This is a genomic window from Arthrobacter sp. TJ-238, from assembly GCF_058269215.1.
Map to the genome: position 1 here is coordinate 309,813 of NZ_JBZCNH010000002.1, position 23,017 is coordinate 332,829.

At 69.9% G+C, this 23,017-nt stretch carries 25 protein-coding genes; 13 read left to right on the forward strand and 12 right to left on the reverse strand.

The genetic code is table 11. The features are described 5' to 3' along the window. Nucleotides 1-26 precede the first annotated feature (26 nt). The 5 genes from AC4D2O_RS04750 to AC4D2O_RS04770 all read left to right on the forward strand — a co-directional run bounded on the left by AC4D2O_RS04750 (nt 27) and on the right by AC4D2O_RS04770 (nt 4,887). Nucleotides 27-782: a DUF5058 family protein gene (locus AC4D2O_RS04750; protein ID WP_490905462.1), complete on the forward strand. Its 756-nt coding sequence runs from the start codon at nt 27-29 to the stop codon at nt 780-782. A gap of 27 nt (nt 783-809) precedes the next feature. Continuing rightward, nucleotides 810-1,538, forward strand: coding sequence for a hypothetical protein (locus AC4D2O_RS04755; RefSeq protein WP_490905463.1), 729 nt, complete (start codon nt 810-812; stop codon nt 1,536-1,538). A gap of 31 nt (nt 1,539-1,569) precedes the next feature. After that, entirely contained in the window at nt 1,570-2,805 is a 1,236-nt protein-coding gene (locus tag AC4D2O_RS04760; protein WP_490905464.1) for an amidohydrolase, read from the forward strand. Continuing rightward, nucleotides 2,802-4,211, forward strand: coding sequence for an amidase (locus AC4D2O_RS04765; protein WP_490905465.1), 1,410 nt, complete (start codon nt 2,802-2,804; stop codon nt 4,209-4,211). The genes AC4D2O_RS04760 and AC4D2O_RS04765 overlap by 4 nt, the downstream gene beginning before the upstream one ends. An 82-nt stretch (nt 4,212-4,293) precedes the next feature. After that, entirely contained in the window at nt 4,294-4,887 is a 594-nt protein-coding gene (locus AC4D2O_RS04770; RefSeq protein WP_490905466.1) for a 3'-5' exonuclease, read from the forward strand. 9 nt (nt 4,888-4,896) lie between these two features. Here the strand turns inward: AC4D2O_RS04770 and AC4D2O_RS04775 are convergent, their stop codons facing one another. Continuing rightward, complete coding sequence (locus AC4D2O_RS04775; RefSeq protein ID WP_490905467.1) at nt 4,897-5,634, reverse strand: FadR/GntR family transcriptional regulator; 738 nt, start codon at nt 5,632-5,634, stop codon at nt 4,897-4,899. A 154-nt stretch (nt 5,635-5,788) separates the two neighbouring features. Between AC4D2O_RS04775 and AC4D2O_RS04780 the strand changes: the two genes are divergently transcribed. From AC4D2O_RS04780 to AC4D2O_RS04810, 7 genes are all read left to right on the forward strand, one after another. Beyond that, complete coding sequence (locus tag AC4D2O_RS04780) at nt 5,789-7,096, forward strand: ABC transporter substrate-binding protein (RefSeq protein WP_490905468.1); 1,308 nt, start codon at nt 5,789-5,791, stop codon at nt 7,094-7,096. Between the two features lie 94 nt (nt 7,097-7,190). Continuing rightward, nucleotides 7,191-8,132: a carbohydrate ABC transporter permease gene (locus AC4D2O_RS04785; RefSeq protein WP_490905469.1), complete on the forward strand. Its 942-nt coding sequence runs from the start codon at nt 7,191-7,193 to the stop codon at nt 8,130-8,132. Next, on the forward strand, nt 8,129-9,025 hold the full coding sequence (locus AC4D2O_RS04790) for a carbohydrate ABC transporter permease (protein WP_490905471.1): 897 nt from the start codon (nt 8,129-8,131) through the stop codon (nt 9,023-9,025). Before AC4D2O_RS04785 ends, AC4D2O_RS04790 begins: the two co-directional genes overlap by 4 nt. 3 nt (nt 9,026-9,028) lie before the next feature. After that, nucleotides 9,029-9,559: a gluconokinase gene (locus AC4D2O_RS04795; protein ID WP_490905472.1), complete on the forward strand. Its 531-nt coding sequence runs from the start codon at nt 9,029-9,031 to the stop codon at nt 9,557-9,559. After that, nucleotides 9,540-10,685 (forward strand): galactonate dehydratase, encoded by a 1,146-nt coding sequence (gene dgoD / locus AC4D2O_RS04800; protein WP_490905473.1) that lies wholly within the window; start codon nt 9,540-9,542, stop codon nt 10,683-10,685. Before AC4D2O_RS04795 ends, dgoD begins: the two co-directional genes overlap by 20 nt. Nucleotides 10,686-10,696: 11 nt before the next feature. Then, nucleotides 10,697-11,335: a bifunctional 4-hydroxy-2-oxoglutarate aldolase/2-dehydro-3-deoxy-phosphogluconate aldolase gene (locus AC4D2O_RS04805; RefSeq protein ID WP_490905474.1), complete on the forward strand. Its 639-nt coding sequence runs from the start codon at nt 10,697-10,699 to the stop codon at nt 11,333-11,335. Further along, the gene (locus AC4D2O_RS04810; protein ID WP_490905475.1) at nt 11,332-12,306 is read left to right on the forward strand and encodes a sugar kinase; all 975 of its coding nucleotides are present in this window, start codon (nt 11,332-11,334) and stop codon (nt 12,304-12,306) included. The genes AC4D2O_RS04805 and AC4D2O_RS04810 overlap by 4 nt, the downstream gene beginning before the upstream one ends. Before the next feature lie 7 nt (nt 12,307-12,313). Here AC4D2O_RS04810 and AC4D2O_RS04815 read toward each other — a convergent pair whose 3' ends face one another. The 4 genes from AC4D2O_RS04815 to AC4D2O_RS04830 all read right to left on the reverse strand — a co-directional run bounded on the left by AC4D2O_RS04815 (nt 12,314) and on the right by AC4D2O_RS04830 (nt 15,764). Further along, nucleotides 12,314-13,150, reverse strand: coding sequence for an ABC transporter permease (locus AC4D2O_RS04815; protein WP_490905476.1), 837 nt, complete (start codon nt 13,148-13,150; stop codon nt 12,314-12,316). Next, entirely contained in the window at nt 13,137-14,084 is a 948-nt protein-coding gene (locus AC4D2O_RS04820; RefSeq protein WP_490905477.1) for an ABC transporter ATP-binding protein, read from the reverse strand. Before AC4D2O_RS04820 ends, AC4D2O_RS04815 begins: the two co-directional genes overlap by 14 nt. 46 nt (nt 14,085-14,130) lie before the next feature. Then, complete coding sequence (locus AC4D2O_RS04825; protein WP_490905478.1) at nt 14,131-15,336, reverse strand: LolA family protein; 1,206 nt, start codon at nt 15,334-15,336, stop codon at nt 14,131-14,133. Between the two features lie 167 nt (nt 15,337-15,503). Continuing rightward, nucleotides 15,504-15,764 (reverse strand): GlsB/YeaQ/YmgE family stress response membrane protein, encoded by a 261-nt coding sequence (locus AC4D2O_RS04830; protein ID WP_490905479.1) that lies wholly within the window; start codon nt 15,762-15,764, stop codon nt 15,504-15,506. 148 nt (nt 15,765-15,912) lie between these two features. On the opposite strand from AC4D2O_RS04830, the gene AC4D2O_RS04835 reads away from it, so the two are divergent. Further along, on the forward strand, nt 15,913-16,395 hold the full coding sequence (locus AC4D2O_RS04835; RefSeq protein ID WP_490905480.1) for a PGPGW domain-containing protein: 483 nt from the start codon (nt 15,913-15,915) through the stop codon (nt 16,393-16,395). A 76-nt stretch (nt 16,396-16,471) separates the two neighbouring features. Here AC4D2O_RS04835 and AC4D2O_RS04840 read toward each other — a convergent pair whose 3' ends face one another. The 7 genes from AC4D2O_RS04840 to AC4D2O_RS04870 all read right to left on the reverse strand — a co-directional run bounded on the left by AC4D2O_RS04840 (nt 16,472) and on the right by AC4D2O_RS04870 (nt 23,006). Then, nucleotides 16,472-17,629, reverse strand: coding sequence for a ScyD/ScyE family protein (locus tag AC4D2O_RS04840; protein WP_490905481.1), 1,158 nt, complete (start codon nt 17,627-17,629; stop codon nt 16,472-16,474). A gap of 195 nt (nt 17,630-17,824) precedes the next feature. After that, nucleotides 17,825-19,051 carry a helix-turn-helix domain-containing protein gene (locus AC4D2O_RS04845; protein ID WP_490905482.1) on the reverse strand — a complete coding sequence of 409 codons (1,227 nt, stop codon included), beginning with the start codon at nt 19,049-19,051 and terminating at the stop codon, nt 17,825-17,827. A gap of 109 nt (nt 19,052-19,160) precedes the next feature. After that, complete coding sequence (locus AC4D2O_RS04850; RefSeq protein ID WP_490905483.1) at nt 19,161-20,393, reverse strand: MFS transporter; 1,233 nt, start codon at nt 20,391-20,393, stop codon at nt 19,161-19,163. Further along, a complete protein-coding gene (locus AC4D2O_RS04855) occupies nt 20,390-20,962 on the reverse strand; it encodes a TetR/AcrR family transcriptional regulator (RefSeq protein ID WP_490905484.1) in 573 nt (190 codons plus the stop codon). Before AC4D2O_RS04855 ends, AC4D2O_RS04850 begins: the two co-directional genes overlap by 4 nt. Then, complete coding sequence (locus AC4D2O_RS04860; protein WP_490905848.1) at nt 20,959-21,546, reverse strand: sugar O-acetyltransferase; 588 nt, start codon at nt 21,544-21,546, stop codon at nt 20,959-20,961. Before AC4D2O_RS04860 ends, AC4D2O_RS04855 begins: the two co-directional genes overlap by 4 nt. Before the next feature lie 99 nt (nt 21,547-21,645). Further along, complete coding sequence (locus AC4D2O_RS04865; protein ID WP_490905485.1) at nt 21,646-22,095, reverse strand: hypothetical protein; 450 nt, start codon at nt 22,093-22,095, stop codon at nt 21,646-21,648. A gap of 65 nt (nt 22,096-22,160) precedes the next feature. After that, nucleotides 22,161-23,006: an NAD(P)-dependent oxidoreductase gene (locus AC4D2O_RS04870; protein WP_490905486.1), complete on the reverse strand. Its 846-nt coding sequence runs from the start codon at nt 23,004-23,006 to the stop codon at nt 22,161-22,163. Nucleotides 23,007-23,017: the final 11 nt, after the last annotated feature.

Consider the following 23,017-nt stretch of genomic DNA (forward strand, 5'->3'; position numbering starts at 1 on the left):
CGCCCGCCCTGCCTACTGGAGCTCCCATGGAAACCGCACTGACTCCCGAGGGACTGTCCACGGACATCCTTGCGATCGCCAACCTGCCCGTCCTCTGGATCCTCGCCGTCGGCGTCTTCGGCGCCATCATCGTCCAGTCCCTCATCTATATGAAGGCCGCCCGGAAAGCGGGCCCCGCGGCGGACATCTCCGCGGAGGAACTGCGGACGTCCTTCCGGGCCGGAGCCATCGCGGCGATCGGCCCATCGCTGGCAGTGGTGCTCGTCAGTATCGCCCTCCTCACGCTGTTCGGCACGCCGGCCGTCCTCGTGCGGATCGGTCTCGTCGGATCCGCCGCCACCGAGTCGGCCTCAGCGAGCCTCGCTGCTAGCACCATGGGCGCCACCCTCGGCGGGCCGGACTACACGCAGGCGGTGTTCGTGGTCGCCTTCATGGCCATGAGCCTCTCCGGCGCCGGCTGGATGATCGCGACGCTCGTGCTGACGCCGATTCTGCGCAGAGGTGACACCAAGCTGCGCCGGGTCAACCCCGCCCTGATGGCCATCGTGCCGGCCGCCGCCCTGATCGGGGCCTTCGCGAGCCTCGGCATCGCCGAACTCGGCAAGACACCCGTCCACATCCTCTCCGTCATCGTCTCGGCCGTCACCATGGGCGTGTGCATCCTCCTCGCGAACAGGACCTCCGCGACCTGGCTGAGGGAGTGGGGCCTCGGCATCTCGATCATCGTCGGGCTGTTCGCCGCCTACATCGCCCACACCTCCGGCATGGCCCCCGTCGCCTAGGCAGTACCTCACCCGAAAGGAACCACCATGTCTTCATCAGATACTGCCGTCACCGCCTCCGCGTCACTCGCCGAGTTCGACCGCACCACCTCCCGCTGGGGCCAGATCACCATGGGGACTGCGCTCCTGCTCTCCCTCGCCGCCCCGCTCTACCTCGTCCTGTCCACCGACCTGGGCATCACCGGCGGGATGATCTGGACCGCGTACCTCGCCGTCGCCGCCGCTTTCTTCGTGCTCTGGTTCGTGGAACCCATCACCTACTACCCGGTGCTCGGCCCCGCCGCCATGTACCAGGCGTTCATGATCGGCAACATCGCCAACAAGCTCCTGCCCTCGGCCCTCGTGGCGCAGGCCGCGGTCGGAGCCAAGGCCGGCACCAAGCGCGGTGAGTTCGCGGCCCTCATGGCCATCTGCGGCGCGGCGATGGTCCACGTCGTCTCGATGCTCCTGTTCGTCGGGATCCTCGGGACGTGGCTGGTCAGCATCATCCCCACCGACATCGTCGACGTTGCACGGCTTTACATCTTCCCGGCCATCATCGGCGGGGTGCTCGTGCAACTCGTCGTCACCATGAAGCAGCCCCGCGTCACCGTGATCGCCGTCGTCGTCGCCGTCGTGGTGCTCTTCGTCCTGGTACCCGCGGTTCCCGCACTCGCCAAGCCGGCCACCGGCATCGTCGTCCTGGTCACCGCCGTGCTGGCCTGGTTCCTGCGCTCGCGCAAGGCAACCGCCACGCCCACCACGCTCGTCAACTAGGCTCCCAGACAGACCCGCCCGAAAGGACACCATGACCATCGACACCGCCGTCTTCGATCTCTCCGACGCCGACACCACCGCCATGCACGAGCTGTACCGGCACCTCCACGCCCACCCGGAACTGTCCATGCAGGAGACGCACACCGCGGCGTTCATCCTCGAGAAGCTGGGCCACCTAGGGCTCGAGACCTTCATGTGCGGGGGGACCGGCGTCGTCGGGATCCTGCGGAACGGCGACGGCCCGGTGGTCGGCTATCGAGCGGACACCGACGGACTTCCCATCGCGGAGGACACCGGCCTCGACTACGCGAGCACGGCGGCGGGCAACCTCGCCGACGGCACCGACGTCCCGGTGATGCATGGCTGCGGCCACGACACCCACATGACCGTGGGCCTCACCGCCGCCCAGCTGCTCGCCGAGAGCCGTGAGGCGTGGTCCGGCACCGCGGTCTTCATCTTCCAGCCGGGCGAGGAGACCGGCGAGGGCGCGGAGGCCATGGTGGAGGACGGACTGTGGGACAAGGCTCCGAAGCCGTCGATCATCTACGGGCAGCACGTCTGGCCCGGGCGCGCAGGCACTGTGAACATCAGCAAGGGCACGGCCATGGCGATGGCCGACTCCTGGAAGGTGACCGTGCACGGCAAGCAGGCCCACGGCTCGCAACCGGAACAGTCGATCGACCCGATCGTGCTCGGCGCGCACATGATCGTGCGCATCCAGACCATCGTGTCCCGCGAGGTGCACCCGATGAAGTCTGCCGTCGTCACGGTCGGCACGTTCCACGGAGGGCTGAAGGAGAACATCATCCCGGCGTCGGCCGAATTCACGCTCAATGTGAGGACGTTCGACGTCGACGTGCGCGAACGCGTCCTCGGATCGCTGCGCCGCATCATCAGCGCCGAGGCTGCTGCGTCGGGTGCGCCGGAGCCGGGCATCGAGGAGATCACGAGCTTCCCGCAGTGCTACAACGATCCCTCCTCCACGGAGGACCTGATGACCGTGCTGGGCGAGGTGCTGGGCGAGGATGCCGTCATCGAGTCCCCGCCCGTGATGGGCAGCGAGGACTTCGGCCTCCTGGCCGAGGCCATCGGTGTGCCGAGCGTGTACTGGTTCTTCGGCGGCCACCCGCAGGACCTGCTCGACGGCGACGATCCGGTCCCGGGCAACCACTCGCCGTACTTCGCGCCGGCGATCGAGCCGACGCTCACCACGGGAGTGCGGGCGGCGATGACGGCGCTGCTCTCCAAGGTCGGGACCACCGCGTGAGCGGTGAACTCTCCGACCTGTCCGCCGTCGAGCTGACCGGCGCCATCCGCCGCCGTGAGGTGTCCGCCCGGGAGGCGCTGGACGCCCACCTCGCGCGGATCGACGCGGTCAACGGAACGATCAATGCCGTCGTCACGGAGGACCGCGAGGGCGCTGCAGCGCTCGCGGCCGCCGCCGACGAACTCGCGGCGTCCGGCGGTGATCTTCCCCTGCTGCACGGGCTGCCGATGACGCACAAGGACACGCACAACACGAAGGGCGTGCGGACGACGCAGGGGTCGGCGGTCTTCCGGGACTTCGTGCCGACGTTCGACGACCTCATCATCGGGCGCCTCAAGAGCGCCGGTGTCGTGACGACGGGCAAGACCAATGTGCCGGAGTTCGCCGCCGGCTCGCACACCTTCAACGAGGTGTTCGGCACCACCGTGAACCCCTACGACACCACCCGGAGCGCCGGCGGCAGCAGCGGGGGAGCGGCAGCCTCGATCGCGGCACGGATCCAGCCGCTGGGCGACGGCAGCGATATGGGCGGCTCGCTCCGCAACCCGGCGTCGTTCTGCAACGTGGTCGGGTATCGGCCCTCGATCGGCGTGGTCCCGTCCCTGCCGACGCGCAACGCGTGGGCATGGCTCGGCCGCAGCGGGCTGATGGCGCGCGACGTCGAGGACATCGCCCTGGGCATGACGGCGATCGCGGGAGCCGACCCCGCCGTGCCCTACCCCTACCCGGTGACGGGCTCGTTCGCCGCACCGCTGCAGCGCGACCTGACGGGTGTGCGGATCGGCTGGTCGCCGGACTTCGGGCTCGGCGTCCCCGTGGATCGCGAGGTGCTGCGTGTCCTCGAGGGACAGCTGCAGGTCTTCACCGACCTCGGCGCGATCGTCGAGGAAGCGGCGCCGGACCTGCGGGACGCCGATCAGGTGTTCGGCACGACGCGCGCCTTCGACTTCGTGCTGGGTCTCGGTGAGCTCGTGCGGAAGCATGGCGATGCGATCAAGCCCGAGATCCGCTGGAACGTTGAGCAGGGTCTGCAGCTGACCGCGCAGGACATGGTGGACGCCGCCCTGGCCCGGACACGGCTCGACGCGAGCGTGCGCCGTTACTTCGGCCGGTACGACGTGTTCGCGAGCCCTACCGCCCAGGTGCTGCCGTTCGACGCCGCGGAGCGGTACCCGACGTCGGTCAACGGCGTGGAGTTCGAGACCTACCTGGACTGGATGCAATCGGCGTACCTGATCTCGGCGACGGGTCTGCCTGCCGTCTCGGTGCCGGCGGGCTTCAGCGAGGGTGGCCTGCCCGTGGGACTGCAGCTGGTGATGCCGCACGGCAGCGACGTCGAGCTGCTGCAGGTGGCCTATGCGTTCGAGCAGGCGACGGGCTGGGCGAGGCGGGCGCCGGAGCTGTAGGAGGGGCGGTCTCGGGACCGGTGTGACTGTCGCTAGGCTGTTCAGGGCCGCAGAACGTGCGGCCGGGTCTTCAGGGGGAACAGTGCACGGTCTCAACTTCACGGCGATCGACTTCGAGACCGCGAACAGCAAGCGCGGTTCGGTCTGCGCCGTCGGCCTCGCGAAGGTACAGCACGGCGTCGTCGTCGGCTCCGCGTCCTGGCTCATCAAGCCTCCGCGCTCGGTGGGCGAGTTCGCGCGACGGAACATCGAGGTCCACGGCATCCGGCCCGCCGACGTCCGGACGGCTCCCCGGTGGCCCGAGAGCCTGCAGCGCATCCAGGCGTTCGCCGGCGCGGACCCGTTCGTGGCACACAACGCCTCCTTCGACCGATCGGTGCTGCGGGGCGCCTGCGCGGAGTCGGGCCTTCCCGTGCCCGAGACCGGGTTCCATTGCTCGGTCCAGCTGGCGCGGCGACTCCTCGGCCTCGAGTCCAACAAGCTTCCGGACGTCGCGAAGGCCCTCGGCCTGGGCGCGTTCAGGCACCATGACGCCGGGAGCGACGCCGAGACGTGCGCGGCAGCCGTCGTCGCCATCGCACGAAGGCACGCGCTGCACTCGCTGGACGTGCTGTGGCCCGCGGCCCGGCCGGCGGCCGGCGGCTCCCACCGCTACGCGAAGACCCCGGCCGCGTGAGGTAGGGGACTAGGAGGCGCTCTTGTGCGCTTCCTCGTTCCACAGCGTGCTCATCTCGGTCATCGCCCGGGTCATGATGGCCAGCATCGCCGCGTGCGCGTCGGAGGAATCGCCGCGCTGGATGGCGCTGGCGACATCGACGTGCATCTGCAGCGCCTCCTCGTGGGGGTGCTGCGGCATCAGTCCGTAGTGGGTGCGGCCGGTGAGGACCTCCGCGACGAGCGAATCCAGCATCCCGAACATCTCGTTGCCCGAGCTCGACAGCACGAGGCGGTGGAACTGGATGTCGAGCCTCAGGAACAGCTCGGTGTCCCCGCTGCGGCCCGCCTCCCACAGCTTGCCCGACAGCCCCATCAGCTCGCTGGCACTGGCCAGGGGTGCGCGCATCGCGGCCAGCGCAGCGGCCTGGGGCTCGACGGCGGTGCGGAGCTCGGACAGCGACCGCAGCTGGGCCACGCGGCCGTGCGATGCCAGTCGCCACCGGATGACCTGCGGATCGTAGAGGTTCCACTCCGTGGCGGGCCGTACCTGCACGCCCACCCGCCGGCGGGACGCCACCATGCCCATGGACGCGAGGACCCGGAGGGCTTCGCGGACCACGGAGCGTGATACCCCGAACCGCTCCTCGAGCTCGTCGATCCGCACGATCGAGCCGGTTGCCATCTCCCCGCGGCACACGGCGAGGCCCAGCCGGTCCACCGTTGTCGCATGCAGGTCCGCTGCCGGCGCGAGCTGGGTCTGGGACATGGACAGAGCCTAACAAAGTCACATCAGTGACTCGCGAGGGGTTCAAAAGTATGATCTGTCGGATTACTGTGAGGGCTTACAGCAGATGTAACGCGCATCTACTCCCAGCACCGCTCACTGCCGGTGCTCCTCAATGAAGAGAAGTGGAGAAACCGTGGAACGCAGGAATTCGCGCGCCCTCGCAATGACAGTGCTGACGACCGTCCTGGCCGCAGGGTCGCTCTCGGCCTGCAGCGGCGGAGGCGGAGGCGGGGAGGGTGATGCAGGTTCCGACACGGTCCGCGTCACGCTGGCCAACCATGTCTGGACGGACGCCATCGTGGAGGCCATCCCCGAGTTCGAGGAGGAGTCCGGCCTGACGGTCGAGGTAACCCAGCTCGGTGAGGACCAGCTCTCGGCCCAGTACAACGTGCAGCTCAACGCCGGCACGGACGAGATCGACGTCATGATGTACCGCCCGCTGCAGGAGGGCAAGCTCTTCGCCCAGAACGGCTACCTCGCGGACCTCACGGAGCGCGTCAGCTCGAACCCGGACTGGCAGTGGGACGACTTCCAGGAAGGCCCGGTGGATTCCACCACCTTCGAGGAGCAGGTGGTCGGTGTCCCCACGATCACCGAGCGGGAGGTCCTCTACTACCGCAAGGACCTCCTCGAGAAGGCCGGGCTCGAGGTGCCCAAGACGCTCGAGGAACTGGAAGCGGCCGCCAAGCAGATCAAGGAACAGAACCCCGACATCGCCGGATTCGTGGCCCGCACCGGCAAGTCGCCGGCCGTCACCCAGTTCTCCAGCTTCCTGTACGGCTTCGGCGGCGAGTTCATCGACGACGAGGGCAACTCCGCCGTCAACTCACCCGAGGCCAAGGAGGCCTACGCCTACTACGGCCGGATGATCAACGAGTACGGCCCCGCCAACGTGAGCACCGACATGAGCTGGCCCGAGGCGATGGCCATCTTCACGCAGGGCGGCTCGGCCTTCTACACCGAGGCGGACAGCCTCTACCAGAACGCCACGGACCCCGCGAACTCGCAGGTGGCGGAGACCGTCGGCTTCGCGCCGATGCCCGCCGGGCCCGCCGGTTCCAAGCCCTACAACGTGCCCTCGTGGGGCCTCGGGATCAACGAGGCCTCGGGCAACCAGGACAACGCGTGGAAGTTCATCGAATGGGCAACCAGCAAGGACATGGTCATGCAGATCCAGCAGGAGGGCGTCCCGGGTCCCCGGAACTCGGTGTGGCAGGACCCCGCCGGGACCGAGACCTACCCCGAGGACCTGGCGGCGGCGATCGAGGTCAGCGCCGAGAACGGCGTGGGAGCCGACCGTCCGCTCGTGATCAACGTCGGCGAGGCGCGTGAGATCGTCGGCGACCCGATCGTCGTCGGCATCACGGACGGCGACGTCGACGCGGCCGCCGACGCGGCGGACGAGGCGTTCCAGCAGTTCCTCGACGACGAGCGCGAATAGCACTCCCTGCCGGCCGTCGCCGTCGTCCTGCCGGGACGACGGCGGCCGCCACCGCACAGCACCGAAGCTCCCCGCCGCCGATAGGACGTGGATCATGGCAGTCGCCGCACTTCCCCCCAAGAGACTCCCGCAGAAGCAGACCGCGTGGAAGTCCTACTCCGACTGGGCCAACGAGCACCGCAAATGGCTGTTCGCCGCCCCGGCCATGATCTTCGTCGCGGTCCTCATCGCGTTCCCGCTGGGCTGGACGCTCTACCTCAGCCTGACCGACGCCTCCGGATCCGTCCGGGCCGAGTCCGAGTTCATCGGCTTCGAGAACTATGCCGACGTCCTCACGGACACCGAACGCTTCTGGCCCGCGGTCGCCCGGACCTTCGTCTTCACGGCGGTCGCCCTGACCGTCCAGCTGGTCCTGGGGATGGCGATCGCCCTGCTGCTCTGGCGGCCGTTCAAGGGCGAGAAGTGGGTGCGCGTCGCGATCCTGCTTCCCCTCGTCGCCACCCCGGTGGCCGTGGGCATGATGTGGCGGCTCATCTTCGATCCGAACATCGGCTTCGCGAACCAGCTGCTCGGCTTCCTCGGGATCGGACCCCAGCCCTGGTTGTCCGGCCAGTACTCGGCCCTGCCGACCGTCATCTTCATCGACATCTGGCAGTGGACCCCCATGGTGGTCATCATCCTGCTCGCGGGCCTGACGTCGCTGTCGGACGAGCCGGACGAAGCGGCGAGGATCGACGGCGCCAGCGCCTGGCAGCGCTTCCGCTTCGTCACCGTCCCGCTGCTCATGCCCACGATCATCGTGGCGATCCTGCTGCGCAGCATCGACGCCCTGAAGACCTTCGACCTCCTGTACGCCACCAAGGGTCGCGGCGGAGGATCCTTCCACGAGGTGGAGACGCTCAACGTCTACGCCTACGGGCTCAGCTTCGACTACAACGACTACGGCGTGTCCTCGACGGTGCTGATCATCTTCTTCCTCATCATCGTCGCCGTGATGTTCCTCCTGACCCGCCGCCGGAAGGAAGTGCAGAAATGAGCCTCGCCGAACCGAAACTGATCAGGCCGGGATCCGACCGGGCAGCCCTGTCCGGTGCCCCTGCCCGGCGCAGGAAGCCGTTCGGCACGCGTGCCTACAAGGTGTTCCGCGCGGTGGCCCTCATCGTCGTCGTGGCCGCGTTCATCGCGCCGCTGGTCTGGATGTTCCTCGCCTCGCTCAAGACGAACGTGGACATCTACGACGCGTCCAAGACGCTCGTGTTCACGCCGACCACGGCCAACTACGAGACCGTGCTCGGGCGGAACAACTACCTCTCCTTCGTGTTCAACAGCTTCTGGGTGGCGTTCGCCTCCACCGCCCTGTCCCTGATCATCGGTATCCCCGCGGCGTACTCGATGAGCCGGTTCGCCATGCGGCGCTCCGCACTCGTGGTCCTGATGGCCCGCATCATCCCCGGCGTCAGCCTGCTGGTGCCCTGGTACTACGTGTTCTCGAACCTGTCGATGGTCGGCGGCTACAGCGTGCTGATCCTCTCGCACATGTTCGTGGCGCTCCCGCTGATCGTGTACATCCTCATGTCCTACTACGATTCGATGCCCCTGGAGCTGGAGGAGGCCGCCCGGGTGGACGGTCTGACCCATATCGGCGCCTTCCTCAAGGTCACGCTGCCGCTGTCCGTCGGCGGGATCGCGACGGCGAGCATCCTGGCGTTCATCTTCTCCTGGAACAACTTCATGTTCGCCCTGGTCCTGTCCGGAGCCGACACGAAGACCCTTCCCGTGGCGATCTTCAACTTCGTGGCCTACGCCAGCATCGACTGGGGAGGACTCATGGCAGCCTCCGTGGTGGTGACCATCCCCATCATGGTCATCGCCCTGTTCACCCAGAAGTACATCGTCTCCGGGCTGACCGCCGGCGCGACGAAGGGCTAGGGCATGGACCTCGACTCCACGCCCGTGGTGGTGGTGATGGGCGTGCAGGGCTGCGGCAAGAGCACCCTCGGCTCGCTCCTCGCCGGTAGGCTCGGCGTCCCGTTCGTCGACGGCGACGACCTGCACCCCGAGCGCAACCGGACCCTCATGGCGGCCGGCACGCCCCTGTCCGACGACGACCGCCTGCCCTGGCTCGCCGCCGTCGCGCAGCGACTGGCCGACAGCGGCGCGGGCGTCGTGGTGGCATGCTCGGCCCTCAAGCGGGCGTACCGCGACCTGCTGAGGGACGCCGCTCCCGACGTCGTCTTCGTCCACCCCTACGGATCCAGGGACCTCGTGGCCGCCCGGATCTCCCTGCGGGAACACGAGTACATGCCGCCGTCACTGCTCGACTCGCAGTACGCGGCGCTCGAGCACCTCGGCGCCGCGGAAGCCGGGATCACCCTCGACCTCGGCTCCCCGCCGCTGGAGCTCGTCTCCTCCGCCGCGGCGTTCATCGACGGAAGCAGGGTTCGTGCGCATCAGCAGGATTGAGACCTTCCTCGTCCCGCCCCGGTGGCTGTTCGTCCGCGTGGAGACGGACAGCGGGATCGTCGGCTGGGGTGAGCCCGTCGTGGAGGGACGCTCGGAGACCGTCCGGACCGCCGTCGAGCAGCTGTCCGAACTGCTCATCGGCGCGGACCCGCTCCGCATCGAGGACCTGTGGCAGGTCATGACCAAGGGATCCTTCTACCGCGGCGGGGCGATCCTGGCCAGCGCGGTCGCCGGGCTCGACCAGGCGCTCTGGGACATCCACGGCAAATCCCTGGGCGTCCCCGTGCATCAGCTGCTCGGCGGCCACGTCCGGGACTGCATCCGGATGTACGGGTGGATCGGTGGCGACGAGCCCGCCGCGATCGCCGACGCCGTCGCCGCCCAGCTGGCCGTGGGACTCACCGCGGTCAAGATGAACGCCAGCGGACGCATGAGCCCCATCGCCAGCGTCGCCGAGATCGACGACGTCGTGCAGCGCGTCGCCGCCGCCCGCGAGGTCCTCGGTCCGCACCGCGACGTCGCCGTCGACTTCCACGGCCGCTTCACCCTCGCCAACACCCGCCGTGTGGCCCCGCTCCTGGAACAGTTCCATCCCCTGTTCCTCGAGGAGCCCACGGTGCCGGAGAACTCGCACCTGATCGGCGGCCTGACGGCGTCGACCACCATCCCCGTGGCCACGGGGGAGAGGCTCTACAACCGGCAGGAGTTCCTCCCGGTCCTCCAGGCGGGCATCGCCGTGGCGCAGCCGGACCTCTCGCATGCCGGCGGCATCACGGAGGTACGGAAGATCGCCTCCCTCGCCGAGATCTATGACGTCCAGCTGGCCCCGCACTGCCCGCTCGGACCGCTGGCGCTCGCGGCCTGCCTGCAGGTGGGGTTCGCCACCCCCAACTTCCTCATCCAGGAGCAGAGCATCGGCATCCACTACAACCAGGGCGCCGAGGTGCTCGACTACGTGCTCGACAAGACACCGCTGAAGTTCGTCGACGGCTCCGTGGAACGGCTCACGGCGCCCGGCCTGGGCATCGAGATCGACGAGGCCGCCGTCCGCCGCGCGGACAAGAGCGGTCACGCCTGGCGCTCACCGGTCTGGCGGCACGACGACGGCGCATACGCCGAATGGTAGGGAGAGGACCCATGAAACCGCAGACCCTGATGGCAGGACTCGGCTCGGCCCGACTGCTGGCGATCATCCGCGGCACCGACGAGGACGCGTGCTTCCGCACAGCCATGACGCTCATCGACGAAGGCGTGGCGTATCTCGAGGTGTCGCTGAACTCTGCCAACGCCACCGCCGTCATCGCGCGCATCCGGCGCGAGGCGGGCGCTCACGCCGGCATCGGGGCCGGCACCGTCCTCACCGCCGACGATGTCACGCGGGTGGCCGACGCCGGAGCCGAGTTCGTCGTGACACCGGCGTTCGGTCCGTCGCTCGAGGCCGCGGTCGCCGTCGGGCTGCCCGTCCTGGCCGGTGCGCTCACGCCGTCCGAGGCCTACGCCGCGATGACCGGCGGCGCATCGGCGATCAAGCTGTTCCCCGCATCGCTGGGCGGGCCGGGCTACCTGGCCGCGCTGCGGGACCCGTTCCCGGACGTCCCCTTCGTCCCGGTCGGCGGTGTGGACCTCGACGCCGCGGCGGAGTACCTCCGCAGGGGCGCCTTCGCGGTCGGCGTCGGGTCGCCGCTGATCGGGGACGCCGCCGCAGGAGGGGACGTGGACGCCCTGCGGACCCGCGCGCGGGACTTCCTGGCCGTCGTCCGGGACGCGCCGCAGTGACGGTGCTGCAGCCCGTGGAGGTCCTGACCTTCGGGGAGACCATGGGCTCGATCCGCACCTCGGGACCGCTGCGGATGGGCGGGGCGATGTCGATGTCGCTCGGAGGCGCAGAGACGAATGTGGCGATCGGGCTCTCCCGCCTCGGCCATACCGTGCGCTGGGCGGGCCGCCTCGGCGACGACGAGATCGGTGCCTTCGCGGTGCGGACCCTGCGGGCGGAGGCTGTGCTGACGGACGCCGTCACCGTCGACGGGGCCCGCCCCACCGGGATGATGCTGCTCGAGACCCATGGCATGGGGTTCTCCCGCGTCGCCTATTACCGTGCGGCATCGGCTGGGTCCGCGCTGCGCACCGAGGACCTGGCCAAAGCGCTGGATGCGGGCGCGAGGATCCTGCACCTCACCGGGATCACCCCTGCCCTGTCACCCGGCGCGGCCGAGGCGACCCTGGCCGCTGCCGCCCGGGCCAGGGCCGCCGGCATCCTCGTGTCCTTCGACGTGAACTACCGGTCCACGCTGTGGTCCGAGGAGCACGCGGCAGCGGTCCTGTCCGGCCTGGCCGCGCAGGCGGACGTCGTCGTCGCCTCCGAGGACGAACTCCGCCTGGTGTGTCCGGCGGACCTCGGCGAGGACGACGCCGTTCGGCACCTGGGCGACCTCGGCGTCCGCGAGGTGGTCGTCAAGCGCGGAGGGAAGGGGGCGACGGCGTGGTCCTTCGGGCAGGGGGACGCCACCTCCACCGAGCACCGGGACGCACTGACCGTGCCGGTCATCGACACGGTCGGCGCCGGTGACGCCTTCTCGGCCGGGTACCTGTCGGCGACGCTGGACGGCCTGCCGCTCGGGCAGCGCCTCGAGCGCGGCGTCGCCCTCGGTGCGTTCGCCGTCGCGGATGCCACGGACTGGGAGGGTCTGCCCACGCGGCAGGACCTGGCACTGATCGGGCAGCCGGCCGGCACCACGATCCGGTGATGCCTGCCTAGCTCAGGATGTCCTTCGTGCTGAACCGCCCGTAGGCCAGCGTCCCGAACACGGCGATGTACCCGAGCTGCAGCAGCACGTTGTCCGCGAACGACTTCCATACGATCGGCTGCCGCAGCAGGTCCCCGAACCCCAGCCAGTAGTTGGTGAACAGCCAGGGGCGCAGCCACTCGAGCTGGGGGAGCGCCCCGAGGATCTGTGACACGGCGGCCAGCGCGGCCGTCGCGGCCATCGCCCCGACCGGGATGGTCGTCAGCGTCGAGATGAACAGGCCGATGGCGCTGAGGCCCATGAGCGACACCGTCACGTACAGGGCGAGCAGCAGCAGCCGCCCGAAATAGCCGGGGATGCCGACGGTGTCCCCGGACAGCAGCGTCACCGGTCCCACCGGGAAGAGCAGCGCGCCGATGATCGCTCCCGTGACCACGACGGTCAGGGTGGCCACGAAGCAGAAGAGTGCCGCCCCCGCGTACTTCACGAGCAGCAGCCGCACCCGCCCGGCCGGCGCCACCAGCAGGTAGCGCAGCGTCCCGAGGTTGGCCTCGCCGGCGATCGTGTCACCCGCCACGACGCCGATGGTCAGCGGCAGGAACAGCGGGATGGCGACGGTCAGCGCCGTCAGCGAGACGAACAGGCCGTTCTGCGTGATGCTGTTGAGGAACGCCGGGCCGCGGCCGCTCTCCGCACCGTCGGAGGACACGCGCACGACGACGGCGATGAGGATCGGTATCAGCGCGAGTGCCCCGATCATCGCCCATGTGCGGAGCCGGCGGAACAGCACGGTGATCTCGGAGACCACCAGTTCCAGCCCGAGGGACCGCTCAGCCTGCAACATCGAAGCCCTCTCCCGTGAGTGCGACGAACCGGTCCTCGAGGGACGCACCGCTCGCCTCGAAGCCCCGCACGCGCACGTCGGCGCGGACCAGGGCGGCGTTCACCGTCTCCGGCTGCAGCCCGGGCACCGAGAGCTCGGCGGTGATGACGTCGTCGCGCCCGTGGATCTCGGGCACCAGGCCGAGCCCGGTGAGGACGCGTTGGGCGTCGGCGTGGTCGGGCGTGGCGATGCGGACCCGGGCGGTGCCCACGGACCGCAGTTCGTCGAGCGTTCCCTGCGCCACGAGCCGGCCTGCGCTCATCACCGCGATCCTGGTGCACATCTGCTCCACCTCGGCGAGCAGGTGGCTGGAGACGAAGATGGTGGTGCCGTCGTCGGACAGGGACCTGATGAGGTTGCGGACCTCGCGGGTGCCCTGCGGATCGAGCCCGTTGGTGGGCTCGTCGAGGATCAGCAGATCGCGGGGCGCCAGCAGCGCATTGGCGATCCCGAGGCGCTGCTTCATGCCCAGCGAGTAGGCGTGGGCGCGCTTCTTCGCCGCATGACCGAGGCCGACGCGCTCGAGGGCGGCGTCCACGCGCGCATTGCGGGTGGCGGGGGAGGTGTGGCGGTCGGCGGCGTCGAACCGCTGGAGATTCGCGCGCCCCGAGAGGAACGGGTAGATGGCCGGCCCTTCGACGAGTGCCCCCACCCACGGGAGGACGGCGCGGGCGTCCTTCGGCATGGCCCCACCGAGCAGCCTGATCTCCCCGCTGGTCGCCGCGGCGAGGCCGAGGAGCATGCGGATGGTGGTGGTCTTCCCCGACCCGTTGGGGCCGAGGAAACCGAACACCGTGCCGCGGGGGACGGCGAGGTCGACGCCGTCGACGGCGCGCTGACGGTTGAAGATCTTCGTCAGGCCGCGCGTCTCGATCGCGAGGTCACCGGCGCTCACCCGCGGGCCCGCACTGCTCGTGCGGACTCCGCGGGTACTCCGGCGATCACTTCTGGGAGGCGGCGACGAGCTGGTCGACGCCGACGGCGCCTGCGAGGATCCGGCCGTCATCGGTGATCAGCACCGAGACGAGCGACGTCTGGAGGGCCTGACCGCCGTCGACCTCGGTGAGTGCCTGTTCCAGCAGCGCCTGGGCGCCGGCGACCTCTTCGGGGTCCATGCCCGGCTTGATCTCCATGATCTCGCCCATCCCTGCGGCATCGCCGCCGGCCGGGCTCATGCCCAGCTTGCCCGCAGTCCCGGCAGGGAGCTCCACGATGGTGCTCCAGCCCTGACCGATGACCGTCGGCTGCTGCGCCTCGGCGGGAGCCTGGTTGAGATCCTGTCCGCCCTCGATCTCCGCCTTCAGCTCGTCCGCGGTCGGGGCCTCCGTGACGGTGGCGCCGGCCGGGGGAGTGAACGCGAACACGTCGGCGTCGGGGGCGCTGAAGTCCACCGAACTGAAGCCGGCGGAGAACGCGGCCTCCTCCTGGCCCCTGGCCAGGACGGTGACGTTCAGCGGGACGCCGGTCTCCGAGTCGACGCTGACGGAGACCGACCCGATCAGCGTGGCGTCGTCCTCCGGGGTGAGCACGAGCTCGTAGGCGCTGCGGCCGGCGACGCGGCTGGTCCCTTCGACCGTCACGTCGGTGCTGGGGTCGATCCGGGCGAGGAACACCTCGGCGACCTCGGCGGGCGTGCGGGGGAGGGTCTGGAGCTCGGGGTACTCGGCGGTCTTCTGCTGCAGCTCGGCCTCGAGGTCCGCCTTCACGGTCTCCTTGTCGGGGAGGGCGGCATGCACGGCCTCGTTGGACTCGGAGTCGTAGTACCAGGCGTCGTTCCCGTTCACGACGACGTCGCGCTGTGCCAGCTGGTCGAGCACCTGGACGCGGGCCTTCTCGGTGCCGTCCACGTACACCTGGGCTGTGTGCTCGCCGGTCAGGAGTTCAAGGGCGGTGGAGGTGGGGTCGGAGCCGGAGGTGCGGCCCGGGGGGGTGGCCATGCTGATATCGGGGAGGCCGAGATCGGAGGACTGCTCCACGGTGCCGGAGTAGGCGTCGTCGGTGCTGGTCGCGACGAATTCGAGGAGCTCCTGCGCGGTCTTGGCGGGCAGTTGCGGCTGGGCTTCGGCGACGGCGGAGCCGCTCACGGCAGCAGTGACGATGACGACCGGGACGATGCCGGCAGGAAGCCAGCGCCAGTTCTTGTTCATGATTGAGCCTTCCGAACGGATCTGTGCCCCATCTGGCGCCAAGGCTACACCTGCAAGCTGGACGTTGGGCACATGTACTTCGGAGAACGAGCGGGGATGCCGGGGCGTGCCCCAGGATGCAGAAAAGGGGCGGCCGGAGCCGCCCCTTTCCGTCGTGCCTGAATGCCCTAGCGCGTGACGCGGCGGCGGCCGGCGACCGATTCGGCGACGCCGATCAGCAGCACGGCGGCGATGACGGACACGATGAAGCCGAAGACGTTCAGTTCGAAGATGTCGCCTGTCCCGATGAGGCTCGCGATCGAGCCGCCGATGACGGACCCGACGAGGCCGAGCAGCAGCGTGGCGATCACCCCGAGGTTCTGCTTGCCGGGCTTGATGAGGCGTGCGAGGGCGCCGATGATGAGCCCCGCGATGATGAAACCGATCATGATGAATCTCCTTCTCGTGGACCCGCTCTGGGCGGGAAGCCTGTGGTCCTCGTCGTGGCAAGCGAGCGGCTTCTCGCGCATCGGGCGTTGCCATCACCGTCGATCAGTTCGACGATTGAGGAGTGTTAAGCCTACTTGGGAATCGTTGATGGTGCGACTCGGCCGGCCCGATCGCCCGCGGGGTGCCCGGTTCGCCGGGCGGACCCGGCCCCGTGGCGCCAGCCGCGTCCTCGGGCTGGTGGTCGGATGGCTGCTGGTGCTCATCGGGCTGGCGGCCCTCGTCCTTCCGGGGCCCGGCCTGCTGGCCCTGGTGGCCGGTCTCGCGGTCCTCGCGCAGCAGTACGAGTGGGCGCGGCGCTGGCTCCAGCCGGTCAAGCGGAAGGCCTTCGCCGCCGCCGCGCAGGGCGTGAAGACCACGCGGAACATCGTCCTCAGCTTCACCGGCGCCCTCGTCCTGGTGCTGCTCGGCGTGCTGTGGGGCGTGAACCCCCCGGTGCCGTCCTGGTGGCCGCTGGCTGAGCGGTGGTGGCTGCCCGGCGGCTGGAGCGTGGGCTCCGGCCTCGTCATCTCCGGCCTCCTCGCGGCGGCCTTCATCGCCTACAGCATCCGGCGCTTCCGGCCCGCTACCTGATCCCACTACCCCCGGCGTGTGACGCGCGGCGGCGCCGCATCCCGCCCGGGGTCTGCGGCGCCGTCGTCGGTTCCCGCTATTCCTGGCCGTAGTCCAGGCTCGTGCGCACCAGCGTGCCGCTCGGTGCGCCCTCGCCCGGCAGGGCGTTCCGGGTGGAGTAGAGGTACCCGCCCCTGACCTCGACGTCCGCCGGCTGGGCCGCGTCCGTGAACAGCTCCGCCTCGTCGCTCCCCGACGGGACGATCGAGATCCGGTTGGCGAAGAGCTCGGCGACGAAGAGGTTGCCGTAGCGGTCGAACGCCAGCCCGGTGGGTGACGTCAGGCCGGAGACGACGATGTCGATCTCACCCGAGTGCGGGTCGAAGCTCCGCACCGAACCGAGCGTGGGGTCCTCCGGTACTCCCGGCAGCGACGTCAGGTACAGCATGTCGTCGGGCCCGAACTCGATGTCCGTGGGGACGGGCTCCGAGTTGAAGGTGTAGCCGAGCACGCACTCGGGCAGCGTGATCCCCTGGGCCGCGAGGGAATCCCGGAGCTCCGCCGTGACCAGCGTGGGCACGGGGTCCAGGACGGTCGCGTCGACGTCGTCGTGCCAGGTGTCCACGGTCCAGACGAGGTTGGCCCCGGCGTCCGCCACGTACACGTACCGGCCTGAATCGGACACCACCGTGGCGTAGGGGTGCGAGTAGACATCACCGCCGCGCGGCAACAGAAACTCGCGGAGGTCCGCGGGCAGCTCGGCCGCGCAGTCCTCGGGCAGGTCCTGGAACCCGTACTCGTTGTCGGCGTCGTAGTTGTTCTCCGTCTCGAGTTCGGCGAAGTCGGCGAGTACGCGGGTCTCGCCGTCCTCGAGGACGCTGACGTTCGCGACGAATGGAACGGGGCTGCCGGGTCCGCCGGCGCTCTCGGTGTAGTAGACGTTGCCGTGCCGGGTGGAGACCCCGCCGATCTCGATACCCGGGCGCTCGATCAGCGTCGAGGTCCCGCCGTCGGCACCCACGCGGGTGAGCAGGCCGGCGAAGTTCTGGGAGACGTAGGCGGTGCCATCGCGCCCGACGGCGACACGGAGCGGCGACAGCAGGCCGGTGGCCCGATCGGTGGAGTCGCCCGCGGTGGCCTCCCAGTCATCGTGCCCGTCGGTGGACGCGGGTGGCCCTGCGGTCGCCGCGCCGGCGGAGGAGGTGAGGGCGACGGCGAGTGCCGCCGCCGCGATGGACGTGCGTGTACCTTTCATGGTGCCTGTCCTTGGATACGAGGAGTTGTCGAGACGCTCAGACCGGCCCAGCACCGAGCAGCGGCACCGCCGCTGTCCTACCCGCACGGCCCTCGAATCCTCCCCCGGGTCATCGTGCGGCTTAAAGCGTAGGACTGCCCCTGGAGGGTGTCCATGGTCCCGTCGCAATATCGACGTCATCCGGGACGGGAGGGCTCACCCCGTCAGCGCGCGGGCCTGCTCCTGCAGTTCGCGGGCCTTCTCCTCCGCCCCGGCGTCCGAGTGCAGGCGTGCGGCCTCGGCGAGGTGGCGGGCCGCCTGTCGCGGGGCGTTGTTCGCGGCGTGGTACTGGCCGAGGCAGTCCTCCAGCTCGGCGACCGATTCGACATCGAGGACGGCGCGGTGCCCGTCGACGTCGTCCAGCAGTGCCTTCCCCCGGAGCAGGTCCGAGGTGAAGAGGGCGTAGCGGGCCTGGACGAGGCTGAGCTCGAGCCGCTGGAGCTGCGTGCCGACGAGCGTGAAACCGCGTTCGGCGTTGAGGATGGACTCGCGGACGGAGTCGTCCACGATGCCGACCTGCAGCTTGAAGCGCGCGCTGGCCTTGTGGAACTCGGCCCAGGTCTCGAGGTCGGCCTGCGGCAGCAGCAGTTTGGCCGCCAGGGCGTGCTGCTCCTGTCCTATCTCCACCTCCCCGCGGCGGAAGGCGACGTTGCCGATGGCCCAGGCGCCGCGGGCGACCTGGAGGGACGGCACGGAGGGGGCGCCCTCGGTGAGGTCGAGGGCCGTCGCCACCTCCCAGGCCTCGTCGAGGTCGCCCCTGACCGCCAGCGCGGCGATGAGGATGAAGGCGGCCTCCAGGCGGGCCGGAGCCAGCTCCGGCAGCTCGGCCGCGGACGCGATGGACCGGTGCGCGAGATCGACGGCCTCGGACAGGCGCCCTGTGGTGCGCGCGATCATGGACAGCCGGCCCTGCACGATGGAGCGCAGCTCGGCCGAGGCGATCGTCAGCGACGACTTCTCCATCTGCAGCAGGACGGACTCCGCCTCCTCCATGCGCCGCAGGGCGATCAATGACTGCGCCTGGAGCATGGACATGTCCCACCAGGCGGGAGCATTGCGCTGCTCGTAGGCGATGTTGGCCGCATGCTCGGCCTCCGACGTCACCAGGGCGTTGTCCTGCAGGTCGCGCGCGTAGTTCACGGCGAACATCGCACCGGCCAGGGCCGACTGGTCCTCGGCGTCCGGCGGCTCGACCCACCACTTCAGCGTCTGCACGTCCATGCCCAGCCGCGAGGCGAAGTGCTGCACCATGTCCGGTGTCGGCTGGCGCAGTCCGCGCTCGAGCAGGGAGATGAAATGGGTGGAGTACACCCCTGAACCCAGCTCGACCTGCGTGAGTCCCTTGGCAGTACGCGCATGGCGCAGCATCTCCCCGAATCGCATGTGTTCCCCGTCCCCCAGATGTGCTGTCACTGCGACCCGCACTGCAGGGTCCGACGAGTGATCCTCCCTGTCTAGCAGATCCTCCGGATATTCGGGAACGGCGCGAGCGTCAGAGGTGCCGAGTCGGGACCCGCTTCGGGAGGACGGGGGAAGCCAGTAGCGTCAGGATGCCGGCCAGGGGAACCACGATCAGCCCGGCCCGCAGCGAGGAGGCATCGGCGACGGCACCGACGATCGGCGGGGAGAACAGGAACCCGAGGCGCAGCAGCCAGCTGATCACGGTCAACCCGGTTCCGGCTCGGAGCCCGGGCAGTTCGTCCGCGGAGTGCATGGCGGCGGGCACGAGTGTGGCGACGCCGAGACCCGCCAGGCCGAAGCCGAGGATGGTCAGCGGGACCGAAGGGAACAGCAGGGCCACCCCCATGCCGATGGCCGCCAGTGCCCCGCCCGCCTGTGCCACGGCACGCTGGCCGAACCGGTCCACGAGACGGTCGCCGAAGAGGCGGCCCACGAACTGGAAGGCGACGAGGGCTACGAAGCCGAGACCCGCGATGGTGGGCGTCGCTCCGAGGGAGCCGGACAGGTAGACGGCTGCCCATGTGCTGCCGGCGTCCTCGACGAGTGCCCCGGCGATGCCGATCACCACGAGCGCGGCGAGGGTGCCGATCGTGACAAGCAGCTTCGGGCCGGCGCTACGGCTGCCCGATGCGGTGGACGCGCCGTCGGGCTGCTGCGGCTCGGTCGGCTCGGGGCCGGGCAGGAGGAACCGGTAGCACACGAGGGTGAGCGCGCTGAAGAGGACGAAGGACACCGACAGGTGCAGTCCGCGCGGGATTTCGAGACCCGCCGCCGTCGCGCCCATCAGGCCGCCCAGCACGGCGCCGATGCTCCACACCGCATGGAACGAGTTGAGGATGGAGCGCCGGTACAGCTTCTGGACCCGCAGCCCGTGCGAGTTCTGCGCCACGTCCGTGATGGCGTCCATGGCACCCGCGAGGAACAGGGTGCCCGTCAGGACGGCCCACGACGGCGCGATGCCTGCCAGGAGGATCGACAGTCCGATGAGCCACGTGCCCACCGTCGCGACCCGCGAGGACCGGAAGCGGCGCACGAGGAAGCCCGAGGCGAGTCCCGCCGTGATCGCCCCGAGGGGGAACGCCGCGACGGAGACGCCGAACGCGGCGTTGCTGAGCTCCAGCCCGTCCTTGATGGCCGGGTAATGCGGGAGGATGTTCGCGAACATCGCCCCGTTGGTCAGGAACAGCGCGCTCACGGCGAAGCGCGCCCGGCCCAGCCGCTGCGCGGTGTACTCCACGGGCAGCGTCGGCGCGTGGAGACTCATGGTCGGACGATCCTCTCGACGGCCGCACGGACCGTGCGCACGGGCATGGGATCGAGCGACAGCGCGCGGTGCAACGTGGTGCCCTCGATCAGCGCATCGAGCATGAAGGCGGTCTCGGGGTCGAAATGGGCGTGCAGGGCCTCGCGGCTGCGCGCCATCCACGCGTCGGTGATCGCGCGGAACTCCGGCCGCCGTGCCGCCAGGGCGTAGAGCTCCAGGCCGGCGAGCATCGTCTCCGGGTCATTGAGCGTCGGCCCGGCGATGAGGCCGACGACGGCGTCGCCCGCCGCCTGGACGGTCTCGGCCTCCGTCAGGGCCTGGTCGAACGCGTCGGCCGTGCGCTCGGCGAGCCGCGTGAAGGCGGCCTGCAGGAGGTCGTCCATGCTGTCGAAGTGGTACGTCATGGAGCCGAGGGGCACGTCCGCGGCAGCAGCGACACGGCGATGTGTGGTGCCGGCGACGCCATGCTCTGCGAGTACCCGGATGGCGACGTCGATCAGCCGGTCGCGCCGGCCGGGATCGTGACGACGCGACCGGGCCTCAGGATCGTGGCGTCGTTCGACGGTCATGGTCCGACCTCGCGGGTGACGCGTGCGGGATTCCCGACGACCACGACGCCGGCCGGGACGTCCCGTGTCACCACGGCGCCGGCACCCACGACGGAGTTCTCGCCCACGGTGACTCCGGCCAGGATGATTGCGCCTCCACCGATCCAGACGTTGTCCGCGATGGTGATCGGCCGGGCTGCCTCGATCTTCGCCCTCCGGGGTCCCGGCGACACGGGGTGGGTGGGGGTCAGGAGCTGCACGTTGGGGCCGATCTGCACGTCGTCGCCGATGGTGATGGGTGCGACGTCCAGGGCGGTCAGATTGAAGTTGATGAAGGTGCGGGCGCCGATGGAGAGATGGCTTCCGTAGTCGACGGCCAGTGGCGCACGGACCTCCGTACCTTCTCCGAGGGAGCCGAGGAGCTCGGTGAGGATCGACCGGCCGGCCTCGGGGTCGCCCGGCCAGACGGAGGCGTACTGCGCCGCCAGCCGGATGGCGCGCCGACTCGCCGCCGCGAGGTCGGGGTCGTCGGCGACGTAGTCGTCGCCGTCGAGCATGCGCTGCCGCATGCTCCGCCCGTCGTCCTGGAGATACTCCGTGTGCATCCACCGCTCCTCGCGTCCGCCGTCATCGTTCGTGTACAAGCGTACGCATCTTACGTACGCTTGTACACATCTGCTGCTGGCATGCCGCGGGAGCGGGTCTCAGGCCTCGGGTGGCAGGGCCTCGTGGTGCTCCTTGCCCTTGGACCGGCGGTCCTCCTTCATCTCCGCTTCGAAGAGGTGGCGCTTGCCGTCGACGAGCGCATCGCGGGCCTCCTTCTCGAAGGCCTTGAACTCGGCGTAGTAGTGGTCGTCGTAGTCCTCCACGATCTGGAACGTCCACCGCCCCTCGATCACGTTGCGGCCGATGATCTCGTTCGCCAGCTTGTCTGCGATCCCGGTGTGGCCGGCCTTGCGGAACAGCTCCTCGGCATCGGAGAGGTTCAGGTCGGCCGTGCCGGTGAGGCGGTGGAAGCCGTAGAGGTAGCCGCGGGCGTGTTCCAGGACCTCGAGGGCCTCGGAGAGTTTTCCGAGGGCTTCGACCGTGATGTCGGAGACCCCGTCGGGGCGCTGGTGGTGTGCATCGGGACCGGGGGTGTCGAGGGTAGCCATACTTCGTACGTACCCAGACTGCCCGGTGTCCAGACAGCCGTGCCCGGCCCGGCTCGGACTTCCGCTCAGCCCAGTTCGGGCTTCGTGATCACAGCGATGTCGTCGTCGCCCGAGCCCGTACGCTGGGCGTCGGTGAGGGACTGCAGCACGGCGGTCACGGCGGGCAGCGGATCGGGGGTGGAGCGCAGCATGAGGCGCGCATCCTTGGCGAGGAGGTCTGCCGAGAACTGGGTGTCCCCGAACGTCCCGTCGGTGATGACGGGCCCCTTCATGCCGGCGATGACGCCGAGGCCTGTGCCCTTGAGGAGGTCCAGGACGCCCGCGGCGTCGAGGCCGTTGGCTCGGCCGAGGCGCAGCGCCTCCACGAGTCCCTGCAGGGTGACGCCGAGCGCGAGGTTGGCGAGCAGCTTGCCGGTCGCCGCGTCCGACGGCGTGGCGACCCGGCGGAGCCGTTCGGCGTCGGCCCACAGCGCGGCCAGCAGCTCGACGACGTCGACGTCCTCCGGCGCACCGCCGAGCAGCACGCCCAGCTGGCCCGCCCGGGCGGGGGCGAGGCTCCCGACCACGGGCCCGTGCACGTAGCGGACGCCGGCCGCGGCGGCGTAGTCGGCGAACTCGCGGGCGTCCTCGGGGGAGACCGTGGTGACATCCAGCCATACCGCTTCGGCGGGGATCTCCAGCCCGGAGAGCACCACGGCGCGCACGGTGTCCGGTCCGAAGAGGACCGTCAGCACCACGTCGGCGTCGCGGACGGCGTCCTCGGGCGAATCGGCCTGCGTGGCCCCCGCGTCGCGCAGCCGGCCGACGGCGGCCGCCGTCCGGTTCCAGGCGGTCACTTCGTGGCCAGCGGCGAGGAGGTGCACGCCGAGTTCGTATCCCATGCGTCCGACGCCGAGCAGTGCAATCTTCATGAGTCCTCCGG

What these genes read in the sequence shown, in the direction of transcription:
- AC4D2O_RS04750 (WP_490905462.1), top strand. Translation starts at nt 27, where the DNA reads ATGGAAACCGCACTGACTCCCGAGGGACTGTCCACGGACATCCTTGCG.
- AC4D2O_RS04755 (WP_490905463.1), top strand. Translation starts at nt 810, where the DNA reads ATGTCTTCATCAGATACTGCCGTCACCGCCTCCGCGTCACTCGCCGAG.
- AC4D2O_RS04760 (WP_490905464.1), top strand. Translation starts at nt 1,570, where the DNA reads ATGACCATCGACACCGCCGTCTTCGATCTCTCCGACGCCGACACCACC.
- AC4D2O_RS04775 (WP_490905467.1), bottom strand. Translation starts at nt 5,634, where the DNA reads ATGTCCCAGACCCAGCTCGCGCCGGCAGCGGACCTGCATGCGACAACG.
- AC4D2O_RS04785 (WP_490905469.1), top strand. Translation starts at nt 7,191, where the DNA reads ATGGCAGTCGCCGCACTTCCCCCCAAGAGACTCCCGCAGAAGCAGACC.
- AC4D2O_RS04790 (WP_490905471.1), top strand. Translation starts at nt 8,129, where the DNA reads ATGAGCCTCGCCGAACCGAAACTGATCAGGCCGGGATCCGACCGGGCA.
- AC4D2O_RS04795 (WP_490905472.1), top strand. Translation starts at nt 9,029, where the DNA reads ATGGACCTCGACTCCACGCCCGTGGTGGTGGTGATGGGCGTGCAGGGC.
- AC4D2O_RS04805 (WP_490905474.1), top strand. Translation starts at nt 10,697, where the DNA reads ATGAAACCGCAGACCCTGATGGCAGGACTCGGCTCGGCCCGACTGCTG.
- AC4D2O_RS04815 (WP_490905476.1), bottom strand. Translation starts at nt 13,150, where the DNA reads ATGTTGCAGGCTGAGCGGTCCCTCGGGCTGGAACTGGTGGTCTCCGAG.
- AC4D2O_RS04825 (WP_490905478.1), bottom strand. Translation starts at nt 15,336, where the DNA reads ATGAACAAGAACTGGCGCTGGCTTCCTGCCGGCATCGTCCCGGTCGTC.
- AC4D2O_RS04830 (WP_490905479.1), bottom strand. Translation starts at nt 15,764, where the DNA reads ATGATCGGTTTCATCATCGCGGGGCTCATCATCGGCGCCCTCGCACGC.
- AC4D2O_RS04835 (WP_490905480.1), top strand. Translation starts at nt 15,913, where the DNA reads ATGGTGCGACTCGGCCGGCCCGATCGCCCGCGGGGTGCCCGGTTCGCC.
- AC4D2O_RS04840 (WP_490905481.1), bottom strand. Translation starts at nt 17,629, where the DNA reads ATGAAAGGTACACGCACGTCCATCGCGGCGGCGGCACTCGCCGTCGCC.
- AC4D2O_RS04845 (WP_490905482.1), bottom strand. Translation starts at nt 19,051, where the DNA reads ATGCGATTCGGGGAGATGCTGCGCCATGCGCGTACTGCCAAGGGACTC.
- AC4D2O_RS04850 (WP_490905483.1), bottom strand. Translation starts at nt 20,393, where the DNA reads ATGAGTCTCCACGCGCCGACGCTGCCCGTGGAGTACACCGCGCAGCGG.
- AC4D2O_RS04855 (WP_490905484.1), bottom strand. Translation starts at nt 20,962, where the DNA reads ATGACCGTCGAACGACGCCACGATCCTGAGGCCCGGTCGCGTCGTCAC.
- AC4D2O_RS04860 (WP_490905848.1), bottom strand. Translation starts at nt 21,546, where the DNA reads ATGCACACGGAGTATCTCCAGGACGACGGGCGGAGCATGCGGCAGCGC.
- AC4D2O_RS04865 (WP_490905485.1), bottom strand. Translation starts at nt 22,095, where the DNA reads ATGGCTACCCTCGACACCCCCGGTCCCGATGCACACCACCAGCGCCCC.
- AC4D2O_RS04870 (WP_490905486.1), bottom strand. Translation starts at nt 23,006, where the DNA reads ATGAAGATTGCACTGCTCGGCGTCGGACGCATGGGATACGAACTCGGC.